At 30.9% G+C, this 11,598-nt stretch carries 10 protein-coding genes and 1 other annotated feature; of the genes, 2 read left to right on the top strand and 8 right to left on the bottom strand.

Translation table 11 applies throughout. The features are described from left to right. Window positions 1–8: 8 nt before the first annotated feature. Window positions 9–2,141 carry a BglG family transcription antiterminator gene (locus KPL50_RS19525; protein WP_216300220.1) on the bottom strand — a complete coding sequence of 711 codons (2,133 nt, stop codon included), beginning with the start codon at window positions 2,139–2,141 and terminating at the stop codon, window positions 9–11. Window positions 2,142–2,242: 101 nt separating this feature from the next. After that, a complete protein-coding gene (locus KPL50_RS19520; protein WP_216300219.1) occupies window positions 2,243–3,634 on the bottom strand; it encodes a PTS mannitol transporter subunit IICB in 1,392 nt (463 codons plus the stop codon). 632 nt (window positions 3,635–4,266) lie between these two features. On the opposite strand from KPL50_RS19520, the gene KPL50_RS19515 reads away from it, so the two are divergent. Then, window positions 4,267–4,437 carry a DUF362 domain-containing protein gene (locus tag KPL50_RS19515; RefSeq protein WP_216300218.1) on the top strand — a complete coding sequence of 57 codons (171 nt, stop codon included), beginning with the start codon at window positions 4,267–4,269 and terminating at the stop codon, window positions 4,435–4,437. 81 nt (window positions 4,438–4,518) lie between these two features. On the opposite strand, the gene KPL50_RS19510 is transcribed toward KPL50_RS19515, so the two are convergent. Both KPL50_RS19510 and asnS read right to left on the bottom strand, forming a co-directional pair. After that, window positions 4,519–5,370, bottom strand: a complete 852-nt coding sequence (locus tag KPL50_RS19510; protein WP_216300217.1) for a YitT family protein — start codon at window positions 5,368–5,370, stop codon at window positions 4,519–4,521. 152 nt (window positions 5,371–5,522) lie between these two features. After that, window positions 5,523–6,914: an asparagine--tRNA ligase gene (asnS, locus tag KPL50_RS19505; RefSeq protein ID WP_216300216.1), complete on the bottom strand. Its 1,392-nt coding sequence runs from the start codon at window positions 6,912–6,914 to the stop codon at window positions 5,523–5,525. 65 nt (window positions 6,915–6,979) lie between these two features. Next, window positions 6,980–7,232 (bottom strand) — a binding site (T-box leader). A 441-nt stretch (window positions 7,233–7,673) separates the two neighbouring features. Here asnS and KPL50_RS19500 point away from each other — a divergent pair. Further along, the gene (locus tag KPL50_RS19500; protein ID WP_216300215.1) at window positions 7,674–8,255 is read left to right on the top strand and encodes an LURP-one-related/scramblase family protein; all 582 of its coding nucleotides are present in this window, start codon (window positions 7,674–7,676) and stop codon (window positions 8,253–8,255) included. Between the two features lie 136 nt (window positions 8,256–8,391). Here KPL50_RS19500 and KPL50_RS19495 read toward each other — a convergent pair whose 3' ends face one another. The 4 genes from KPL50_RS19495 to KPL50_RS19480 all read right to left on the bottom strand — a co-directional run bounded on the left by KPL50_RS19495 (window position 8,392) and on the right by KPL50_RS19480 (window position 11,585). Then, a complete protein-coding gene (locus KPL50_RS19495; protein ID WP_216300214.1) occupies window positions 8,392–9,147 on the bottom strand; it encodes an acyl-CoA dehydratase activase in 756 nt (251 codons plus the stop codon). A 221-nt stretch (window positions 9,148–9,368) separates the two neighbouring features. Continuing rightward, a complete protein-coding gene (locus KPL50_RS19490) occupies window positions 9,369–9,611 on the bottom strand; it encodes a hypothetical protein (RefSeq protein ID WP_216300213.1) in 243 nt (80 codons plus the stop codon). Between the two features lie 94 nt (window positions 9,612–9,705). Beyond that, window positions 9,706–10,569 (bottom strand): YitT family protein, encoded by an 864-nt coding sequence (locus tag KPL50_RS19485; protein ID WP_216300212.1) that lies wholly within the window; start codon window positions 10,567–10,569, stop codon window positions 9,706–9,708. 278 nt (window positions 10,570–10,847) lie between these two features. Then, window positions 10,848–11,585 (bottom strand): MBL fold metallo-hydrolase, encoded by a 738-nt coding sequence (locus KPL50_RS19480; protein WP_216300211.1) that lies wholly within the window; start codon window positions 11,583–11,585, stop codon window positions 10,848–10,850. Window positions 11,586–11,598: the final 13 nt, after the last annotated feature.

Raw genomic sequence — 11,598 nt, 5'->3', positions numbered from 1 at the left:
ACTTCCCCCTAATTATTTACTTTTTGCTTATAGAACTCTTTTAGAATGTCATTTAATTCATCAAAAGCCTTGCTTTTCTCTCCAGCCTTTAAATACTTAAGAAAGTCAACTCTTTCTATTAGCATTTTACTAACATGACCTATAACTTCTATATGCCGCGTGCTACACTCTTCTGGTGCAAGCATTATAATTCCAAGCTTAATATGTTCTATTTCATTTTTACCATTTAAACATTCTAAATCCTTTGAAAGTTTTAGCGCACCAAAGTAAAGTTTTTGCACAACGTCAGTCCTACAATGAAGTAACATCATCTCATGTCCCGTTACAACTATATTCCCTTTTTCCTCTCTATTTTTTAGTGCTATTCTTAATTTTTCTTCCATTTCAAATTCCTGCTCTATTACCTTACTAGCTTCAGTTATTAATTCATCTACACTACTCGCACTATTAATTTCTTTTAAGAAAAAATTATCTAAAAGCTGCATTATTGCTTCACTATATATATTTAATAAAAGCAATTTATCCTTAAATTTAATATTTTTTGTTTTCTTATTAGAATGACTAATGTTTGTATTTTTCAAAGCTTTAATTTGTTTTGCAATTTGGTCCTTATCTTCCTGAAAAAGCAGTGGATTTACTCTTATTACTGGTTTAAAACATTTATCTATATTAACTGTAGATATAATGAAATCTATATCTTCCTCTCTTAACCAGCTTTCTTGAATGTGGATTGTAGATATTATATCTATGATTTCAATATTATCATATTCACTTTGGATTCTTGTTGCAAGAAGTCTTGATGTTCCTATACCTGTAGGACAAGCAATTGCAACTTTGTAAATAGGTTTAATTAATTTTTCACTATTTTCAATTGCAGCTCCTAAATGCATTGCAATAAACGCAATTTCAGCTTCAGGCATTTTTATTCCAATATGTTTTTCCACTACCTCCACACATTTAGTACTAATTATCATTAAATCAGAATAGTTAGCCTTGATTTCTTCTAAAAGTGGATTTCTAATATCAAGGTTCATTTTTAACCTTGTAATTGCTGTTCCAAGATGATTTACTAATCCAGTTAATAAATTTTCATTATTTCCAAGAAATCGTCCTGTCTGGATTTCAGCCATCCTAATAATTTCTTTTGACAACTTTATAAGTTCAAAACTTCCTATTTTATTAGTACCTTCTATCTTATTCCCTATTACGCTTTTTTCATCGCGATTTTTAGATCCCTTAATGTGCATTGTTATATATCCAATTTCATCCTCCGGTATATTAATAGAAAATGTTCTCATTATATTAATTGACAAATTAGATGCAATTAAATACTCTTCACTAGCCCTTAGTTCTTTTAAAAACTCCTGATTTATAGTTATTTTGTCACCTTTCTGTATTCTTACAATAGCAAGTGCAAGATGAACAATTAGTCCAACAAAGGCGCTATCCGTCAACTTATAATTTCTTTCTTTCTCCATATTCTCAACTAAAATTTCTATTTTTTTTATGGTTTCGTTGTCTATTAGATTTAGTAGCCTATTACGAGAAGAGGCTTCAATATCATTTGATACAACACTGGTTAGATTTTGTCTTATTAAACCTAAAAGCTGACTTTCATTTGTATTTTCATAAATTAAACTAATCATAGCTTTTCTTATATGGTTCTCTTTACCTTCTACATAGACTCCTAGCCCTTGCTTTCTAATTAAATTTAAATTGTGTTTTTTAAACCACTCATCCGCTTTCTCTAAATCATTACTTATAGTTGTTTCTGTAACTTTTAAAGTTCTAGTAAAGTTATATATCTTAGCGGGGTTCTGGTTTTGAAGTAGTTCACTGATAATTATCTTTTTTCTTTCTAAAGGGGAATATATTGTCTCATCCTTTTCTCCATTTAGTAGGTTAATAATACACTGCTTTTGGTAATCAGTGCCGCATACCTTTATACCAACTCCAGTTTTTTTATCTAAACTAACTCCATTTTTTTTAAGAAACTTTTCTACCTCTGAAATTTCTCTAAGTACCGTCCTGCCACTAATATCTAAATCCTTTGCGATCTTAGAAATAGTAACATAATCATTCTCCTTACATATACTTTTCAAAATATTCTTTATGCGTAAATTAATCTTGTAATCCTGCATAAAATACCTCCAAATTTATTTAAAGCTTAAATCAATATTATTATAAGTTATAAGAACAGTAACCCATTATGTTTCACTGTTCTTATGAATTTGCTTTTAAATTATAAAAGTCTGTTTACTAATTTGTCATATTCAGGACTATTCATAAAATTTTTAATTGGAATAATCTCTGCCTTTGGTACTTTTGTTCTTGCCCTATCTGCTAAGGTTTCATGAGTAATAACAATTTGGGCATTATCTGGAATCTCGTTTATTGCACAATGTACAACATCCATATCCAAGCCTGCTTTTCTAAATTTGTTTTTTAAAGTTGTTGCTCCCATTGCACTGGATCCCATTCCTGCATCACAGGCAAATATTATTTTGTTAAAAGTTTTAACTTTTATCCCTTTTAAATCACTTACCTTTTCTTTTGCCTCTTCTAATTCATTTCCAGTAGTCTTACCATTACTTCTTTTTATTATTACTGCGGCTACTAGGAAGGAAACCACAGTGGCTACAAGCACACCAGCTAGCACTCCAAAATATCCGCCCTTAGGAGTCATTGCCATAACTGCGAGTATACTTCCTGGAGATGCTGCTGCGATTAAGCCTGCTCCAAATATTTGGAAAGTCAATACTCCACTAGCTCCACCACAAATTACTGCTATTATAAGCAAAGGATTCATTAAAACATAAGGGAAATAAATTTCGTGTATTCCGCCAATGAAATGAATTATTATAGCTGAAGGTGCTGATTGCTTAACTGCACCTTTTGAAAACATCCAATATGCTGCGAGTATTCCAAGTCCAGGACCTGGATTTGCTTCTAGTAGGAAAAATACTGATTTCCCGAGTTCTTTAGCTTCTTGTATTCCTATAGGTCCCAGGACTCCATGATTTATTGCATTATTTAAAAATAGTATTTTCCCTGGTTCTATAAACAGGGAGGCTAGTGGCAATAATCCTGTATTTACTATAGCTTCTACTCCTGTCTTCAAAACACTGTTTAGTCCCTGAACTACTGGCCCAATTCCAGAAAATGCAAGCATTGCAAGCATTGCTCCAAGAATTCCTGCTGAAAAATTGTTTACTAACATTTCAAAACCTGCTGGTATTTTACCTTCAATAGATTCGTCAAATTTCTTTATAACGTAACCACCTAGTGGTCCCATTATCATTGCACCCATAAACATTGGAATATCTGCTCCTATTACAACTCCCATAGTTGCAATTGCACCAATTACTCCACCTCTTGCTCCGGCCACCATTTTACCACCAGTATATCCTATTAGTAATGGCAGAAGATAAGTTATCATTGGACCAACTAATTTAGCAAAGTGTTCATTTGGATACCATCCCGTCGGTATAAACAGTGCTGTTATTAATCCCCAGGCTATAAATGCACCTATATTTGGAAGTACCATTCCGCTTAAAAATCTTCCGAAACTTTGTACTCTTTCTTGAATTTTTCCTTTGGTATTTGTTTTAGTGTTTATTTGAAGGTCTGACATTTAGCTTTCCCCCTATACTTTTTTGTAATCACTAAAAATCTCTGCAGAAACAATTTCTTAATTACTATATTTTAATTATATTCCAGTAACCCTTTACACACAATTCAAAGATAAATTCATTAGTCATTAGCTAATGATGACAATATTTAATATTGGAATATTGGTGCCACCCACGTGGCAAGTGGCATCATCATAAAATTATACTGATGTTGTAATAGTTAATTTATTTTTTAAGCATTCACATTTTTACTTTACATCCACTATCATTTATTTAGCAAGTATACTTTTTTCTGTTATTGCATATAATACTACCGATAGTTATTAACTCATAGCTAAGTAGATGAGCTCATCTTTAATATAGATACAGCTAAAAGTTACTAACTACCTTTGTATTGAGTGAACTGTTTTAAATATAGTTTTTAGCTGTAATTATATTTAATTCAGTTAACTTAATACCCCACTTTTTAATGCATATAAATTAGATACCTCAAATTCTCCATAGATTAGTAGTCTATGGTTTTACTTATGCAACCCACATTTTCTCCTTTGTAATTTCTAAAAAAACCTTTATTTATTAGTTTAGTTATGATACTATGTAAAGGTAAATTAGTAAATAAAGGAGGTTGATTATTATGTCATATAAAATTACTGATGCATGTGTAAGTTGTGGAGCTTGTGAGCCAGAATGCCCAGTTAACGCTATAAGCCAAGGAGATTCTATATTTGTTATAGATGCTGATACTTGTATCGATTGTGGAGCTTGTGCTGGTGTTTGTCCTACAGGCGCTCCAGTTGAAGCTTAATTAAGAACTAAGTTCTTAATTAAAACATATTTCACATAAAAAAAATATAAGCTACTGACTTTGTCAGTAGCTTATATTTTTTTATTCATTTATGTCCTTAAATCCCTCTCCGAGAATTTCATGTACGTTATATGTGATTATAAATGCATTTTTGTCAATTTCTTTTATATAATTTTTTAATTTTATAAATTCTTTTTTACCTAAAACAGTAGTTATAATTTCTTTTTCCTCATTAGTATAAGCTCCTTTAGCAGCATATAAAGTTGCTCCTCTACCTAACTCTTCAATAATAAATTTTTTTATCTCTTCACCTCTTGAGCTAACAACCTCAATCTTTTTACAAATATTCATTCCGGCAATAACTGCATCAATAGTAAAGCCATTGATAATAACTCCAAGCAATGCATACATTCCAATTTTAGGTCCAAATGCAACACCTGCAAAAATAGTTACGAAAAAATCAGCTAAAAGTAAAGCTTTACCTATGTCTAAGTGAAAATACTTATAAAGTATTTTGGCTATGATATCAGTTCCTCCTGTGGAAGCATTTTGGTTAAACACCATACCCATGCCTACTGCTCCAATTAATATTCCAAAGATTAGTTCCAGGAATAAATCGTTTGTTATACTACCGCTCATAGGGTAAATCTTCTCTAATGCCCATATCATACCAGATAATCCTAAGCTAGAGTAAATTGTCTTAACTCCAAAACTAGATCCAATGAATATAAATCCTATAATGAATAGGATTACATTTAATACAAGCATTATGGCTCCAATGGAAAGAGCTGGCACATACAAATTTATAATCATAGCAAGGCCACTAACTCCTCCTACAGCTAAGTTATTTGGAACTAAAAAGAAATAAAATCCTGCAGCTACTAGTGCTAACCCAATATTTATTAAGATATATTCTTTAATTATTTTTTTCATGCTAATCCCTCCTCATTTATATTTTCTCATATTATACAAAATTATATACTATTTCAAACATGTGTCAAACCTTTAATAATCTTAAAGGAAAAAAAAATCTCTCAGCTTACCAGCCAAGAGATTAACATTTCCATACAAATCACTTTACAACGTTAAAATTCAGCACTACCAGTTGTTCTTGGGAATGGAATAACGTCTCTTATGTTACTCATTCCTGTAATATACATAATAGCCCTTTCAAATCCCAGTCCAAATCCAGCATGCTTAGTTCCGCCGTATTTTCTTAGCTCTAAGTACCACCAGTAATCTTCACTATTAAGACCGCATTCTTCCATTCTAGCTTCTAATACATCTTGTCTTTCTTCTCTTTGGCTTCCACCGATAATTTCTCCTATTCCTGGTACAAGTAAGTCCATGGCTGCAACTGTTTTATTGTCGTCATTTATTCTCATATAGAATGATTTTATCTCTTTTGGATAGTCAGTTACAAATAATGGTTTATTATACACTTCTTCTGTTAAATATCTTTCATGCTCAGTTTGAAGATCGCAGCCCCAAGTTACTGGATACTGGAACTCCTTTCCTGATTTTTGTAGAATATCAACAGCCTCAGTGTATGTCACACGACCAAATTCCGCATTTACAACACTATTTAATCTTTCAATTAGGCCTTTATCTACAAAGCTGTTGAAAAACTCCATTTCTTCAGGAGCATTTTCCATAACATATTTTATAATATATTTCATCATATCTTCTGCAAGCTTCATATCATCATTTAAATCTGCAAAAGCTATTTCAGGCTCTATCATCCAGAACTCAGCTGCATGTTTTGTTGTATTAGAATTTTCTGCTCTAAATGTTGGTCCAAAAGTATAAACGCTTCTAAACGCTAGTGCAAAAGCCTCTGCTGCCAGCTGTCCACTTACAGTTAAGCTAGTTTCTTTACCAAAAAAGTCTTGCGTGAAATCAGCTTTTTTGTTTTCACTCATAGGCATATCGTTAAAATCAAGGGTAGATATTCTGAACATTTCACCTGCACCCTCGCAATCACTACCAGTGATTATTGGTGTATGTGTATATACAAAGTTTCTTTTTTGAAAAAACTCATGTATAGCAAAAGCAGTTAGTGACCTTACTCTAAACACTGCTGAGAAAGCGTTACTTCTTGGTCTAAGGTGTGCAATAGTTCTTAAATACTCAAAAGAGTGTCTTTTCTTTTGCAATGGATAGTCAGTGTCTGACATTCCTTCTAAAACTATTTTAGTAGCTTTAAGCTCAAAGGGTTGCTTCGCATCTGGTGTAACAACTAATGTTCCTTCTATAGTCAAAGAAGAGCTTATAGGTAATTTAGCTATTTCAGCAAAGTTCTCTAACCCTTCTTCAAAAACTACTTGAATGTTTTTAAAGAAACTTCCATCATTAATTTCTATAAATCCAAATGCTTTAGAAGCTCTTAAAGTTCTTATCCATCCTGAGATAGATACATCGCAATCACTATATTTTTCTTTTTCTTTGTAAATTTGTTTTACTAACAATTTTTCCATAAAATTGCCCTCCTTATAATTTTGTACTTTTAAAAATAATAAAAAAGCCTTTCCTCCCTTAATAATAAAGGGACGAAAGGCTATAATTTCGCGGTACCACCCAGTTTGTCATAAAATATGACCACTCTAATCAGTACAGAATTATAAATTCGATACTGCACAACAATTAACGGATTGTACCCGTCTAAGCCTACTCTCTTAATGATTTCGGTTAGAAACTCTGAGATGTTCTTCAATATAAACTTCGTATTGGTCTTTCACCACCACCAACTCGCTATGACTACCTTTTATATTTACTTTTCTCTTCACAGTCTTTATATTTAAAAATTATAATAATTAGTATAAGTACTAATTATTTTTATATTCTATTAATAATTATAATATTTTTAATGATAGATGTCAAATTCTTTTTCATATATTCTGTTTTTAACCTTTTATATTCATAACAAGTGCAAAAGCAATAGTTCCATATGCACCAGAGCTTCTAAAATATTCTCCTAAATCTACATTACTAAAAACATTTTGTCCTGCTTGAGGTGATACAATAACCTTTCCATTTTTGTTATCTGTTTAAAAGTATTTCAATATCCATTAATTTCATGAACATTTAACATTTTTCCCATAAATATGTTATAATAACTCTCTATTGCCCGCTTTATATTCAAACCAATCTGATATGTCTAATTGATTTGAATATAAAATAATAAGCACTTATAAATTAAATATTAAACTTAAACTATTTTGGAAGGGATTGATGTTATGTTACTAGATAAAAAAAGTTTTTTTATTAAAGAACAAGTACAATTTATGAAATTTTCAGGGAGATATGATATTTTTGATCCAACGCTTAATACGGAAATTGGTTTTGCTAAAGAGGACCCTGGTGCATTGGTTTATTTTTTAAGGTTAATTATAGGTAAGGGGATGCTACCTAATAAAATAAATGTTTACGATACAGAAACCAATTCAATTGCATTTACAATAAAAAAGCCATTATCGTTTCTACGTTCAAAAGTCAGTATATATGATGGAGCTGGAGCTTATAAGGGGTATTTCAAAGGAAAAATATTAACTTTAGGTGGAGGTTTTTGGGTTTTTGATTCAAATGGGAATGAAATAGCTGAACTAAAAGGAGATTGGAAAGGTTGGAACTTTAATTTTTTCGAAAATGGAAAATCTGTGGGCACTATTACAAAAAAATGGTCTGGAATAGGAAAAGAATTATTCACATCTGCAGATAATTATATGATTTCTTTAGATGAAGGTGAGTATACCCAAGATAAAATTATATTGCTACTAGCTGCCGGTTTAGCTGTAGACATGGTGTATAAAGAAAATTAATAGTTATATTAAAGCCAACGTATCAAGTTTAAAAAAGTTCTAATCATTTATGTATGAAAAAGGTCACATAAAAACACATAGTTCATGATATATCATTAACTATGTGTCCCCTTTGAAATATTGTGTTTATAAGCTACTATAACTTGCTGGCCATTAACCCTGCCCCTATAGCACCTGCATATCGTCCTAATTCATTTGTACTAACTTCTTTTCCTAATTTTTTTGATAGACTACTTAAAATATATGCATTCCCTGATAAACCTCCTGTAAGAAAATAATTAAATCCTTCAGAATGTTTCCCACATAAGGAGCTAACTTTACTAACTATTGAGTCTACAATAGCATAGGCTATATCCTCTTTTTTCTCTCCTCTACCTATAAGACTAATAACTTCTGATTCAGCAAAAACAGTGCACATTGAGCTTATGGTAATTCCACTGCCTTGCCTTGCTAAATCGCAAAGTGAATCTATGTCCATTCCTAAAGCATTAGCCATAATCTCTAAAAACCTGCCTGTTCCTGCTGAGCATTTATCATTCATAATAAAGTTTGTTATCATACCATCCTCTACAGTAATAACCTTTGTATCTTGTCCACCTATATCGATTACTGTGCAGTCAGTAGACAATAAATATGCAGCTCCCTTACCATGACAAGTTATCTCTGTTATAGTTTTGTCTGCATAAGGCACAGATACTCTTCCATAACCCGTTGCTACAACCTTTGAATTTTCCTTATTTATTCCTAATAAATTCAGTTTTTCTTTTATAGTATTTGCAGTTTCAATACTACTCCATCCTGTGGGCATTACAAAGTATTTTTCTAGCTTGTCTCCATTAAATATTGCTACTTTAGCTGCTGTTGAACCTATATCTATTCCTATGTAAAACATAATTGTCTCTCCTTATATTGTATGTATTTAAACTATATCTATAATTATAGTACATTTGTACAGAAGTTCTCAAATTATTTTCCTAATTATTAAAAAATAAACATATAATAAATAGAGTTTTTATTTATTTCAAAATTTAAGAACAACTATTAATAATCTAACAGTTGTTCTTAAATATACATTATAACCCAATTGCACTTCATTGCTAAGAAATATATCTTTTAAAATTCTTCGTCCTCATCCTTATCTTCATATTCATCGTCAACTATCGTACCAATAACTTCATCTCTCTTAGTTATTTCTCCAGTTGTCTTATTTTCAACAGTGATGTTACATTTTACACATCCATCTTCTTCATTAATGAAGGTTTTTGCAATAATATCGTCTTTTTCTAAAGATACTCCCTCAGTAAGTTTTTCTGGGTGATCGAAGGTAACAGGCTTACTATTTAATCTATCACTCATAGTATATCACTTCCTTTCTAAATCTAGTTTGCACAGGAAGAGTTCCAAATATACTTGAAAATGTTGCCTAATTTATGCACAATATATTACACTTCTACTCTGTAAATCCTTCTCCCAAGACTTCTCTCACATCCGCAATAGTAATAAATGCACTTTTATCTATTTCTTTAACCATTTTTTGAAGATGCACTATTTCATTTTTACCAACTACTACAAATAGCACCTGTTTTTCTCCCTTTGTATACATTCCTGTACCATTTATTCCTGTAACACCTCTTTTTAAATCTTTCATTAATATTTCCGCTATTTCCTTAGAATTATCAGAAATAATAAATACAGCTTTCGAAAAATTTATTCCTTCAAGTATACTATCCACAACCTTTGAAACTATATATATGGATATTAGTGCATACATGGCTTTTTCAACTCCAAATACGAAAGCGCCTATTATTACTATAGTTGAATCAATTACCAACATAATTCTAGCTATTGGCACATTTTTCAAATAAACCTTTATAATATTTGCAGCCAAATCTGTTCCTCCGGTGCTTGCTGATGCTCTTAATACAAAGCCTAAGCCTGTACCAACAAATATGCCACCAAATATACTTGAAAGCAAAAGGTCCACCTCTGGTGCTGGTATAAAGCTTGTATAGAACAATGCAAAAGATAGATACGTTGCAGCAAATATAGATTTGCCCACAAATTCTCTTCCCTTTAGTTTTATAGCAATAGCAATTAATGGTATGTTAACAGCAATATTAGTAAACCATAGTGGTATTCCGCGTCCAAAATGATTTTCTGTAATATATTCAATAATAATGGCAAGCCCTGATAACCCACCTGTTACTAATTTTATTTTTGCTAAAAACATATTTATCCCAGCTGCCAGGATTGTAGTACCAATAATAATGTATATATAATTTAAAATGTTTTCATTTTTAGTTTCTATTCTCATTTCATATATCCTGCTTTCTGTTTTTTACTTACTACATTCTAATTTCCACTTAATAAAGTTATCACAATTATTAAATTGTGTAAATAAAAAACTTACTCTTACTTAATATTTTTTAATATCTCATAAATTTAATATTATCCAATCCATATAAAAAGCACCTCATGCAATATTAATTTAGGGGGACTAAAAAAAATATTACATCAAGTGCTTTTTTATTTGGTTTACTTAAATGATTAACATAAATCACTATATTTATTCAGATTTAATAAAAATAATTTTTAATATATTATTTTCTGTCCAGAATGGTTTATTTGGACTGCGTTTATGTTCTGTTTTCTCATTTTATCAGCAAATTCACTAGTAATAGCTATATCCTCTCCAAAATGCATAGGTATAAGTAATTTAGGTTGAATTTCTTTTGCAAAATATTCGCCACCTACATAATAAGATTCCTGGAGTCTTGGATCTACAGGAAAAAAAGCTATGTCAATAGATTTTTCTTCCCTTAACTTATCTATGTGGGCTTTAAATGAGGACTCTGCTAGAGATTGTTCCTCTAAGCTATCCTCTTTCCAGTGCCATAAGTTAAGATCTCCAGCATGAAAAATAGTTAATCCATCCACCTTTACTAAAAAAGATATGCCAATATCCGTTGAACCATAAGCTTTTACATAAAGGTCTTCAAATGTTATTTCTTGATCTTCCTCTATAAAGTTATAACTGGGTTTATTTTTATTTATTGCTATGTCGCTACTAAATATATATTTTATGCTACTGTTATAATTCTCAAAGTCTAAAATACTAGGGTTAAAATGATCTTCGTGACTATGAGATGCAAATACAAAGACATTTTTCATTTGTTTAATATTTTCAGGGGACAATATGGTTAAGGGTTTATGAGTAACATCATTTTCCATAGGCTCCTTATAATAATCAAATACTAAAAAATGATTTTCAGTTTTAATCGCAAAACCACTATGATATATATAGTATATTTTCGCCTTTATTTTTTCCATAATTATATCTCCT

The organism is Clostridium sp. CF012 (assembly GCF_018861755.1).
In the GTDB taxonomy this organism is placed as follows: Bacteria; Bacillota; Clostridia; order Clostridiales; family Clostridiaceae; genus Clostridium_AD.
Note: the sequence above shows the minus strand (reverse complement) of the source record. Positions and strands in the feature narration are given on the sequence as shown.

What these genes read in the sequence shown, in the direction of transcription:
- KPL50_RS19525 (WP_216300220.1), bottom strand. Translation starts at nt 2,141, where the DNA reads ATGCAGGATTACAAGATTAATTTACGCATAAAGAATATTTTGAAAAGT.
- KPL50_RS19520 (WP_216300219.1), bottom strand. Translation starts at nt 3,634, where the DNA reads ATGTCAGACCTTCAAATAAACACTAAAACAAATACCAAAGGAAAAATT.
- KPL50_RS19515 (WP_216300218.1), top strand. Translation starts at nt 4,267, where the DNA reads ATGTCATATAAAATTACTGATGCATGTGTAAGTTGTGGAGCTTGTGAG.
- KPL50_RS19510 (WP_216300217.1), bottom strand. Translation starts at nt 5,370, where the DNA reads ATGAAAAAAATAATTAAAGAATATATCTTAATAAATATTGGGTTAGCA.
- asnS (WP_216300216.1), bottom strand. Translation starts at nt 6,914, where the DNA reads ATGGAAAAATTGTTAGTAAAACAAATTTACAAAGAAAAAGAAAAATAT.
- KPL50_RS19500 (WP_216300215.1), top strand. Translation starts at nt 7,674, where the DNA reads ATGTTACTAGATAAAAAAAGTTTTTTTATTAAAGAACAAGTACAATTT.
- KPL50_RS19495 (WP_216300214.1), bottom strand. Translation starts at nt 9,147, where the DNA reads ATGTTTTACATAGGAATAGATATAGGTTCAACAGCAGCTAAAGTAGCA.
- KPL50_RS19490 (WP_216300213.1), bottom strand. Translation starts at nt 9,611, where the DNA reads ATGAGTGATAGATTAAATAGTAAGCCTGTTACCTTCGATCACCCAGAA.
- KPL50_RS19485 (WP_216300212.1), bottom strand. Translation starts at nt 10,569, where the DNA reads ATGAGAATAGAAACTAAAAATGAAAACATTTTAAATTATATATACATT.
- KPL50_RS19480 (WP_216300211.1), bottom strand. Translation starts at nt 11,585, where the DNA reads ATGGAAAAAATAAAGGCGAAAATATACTATATATATCATAGTGGTTTT.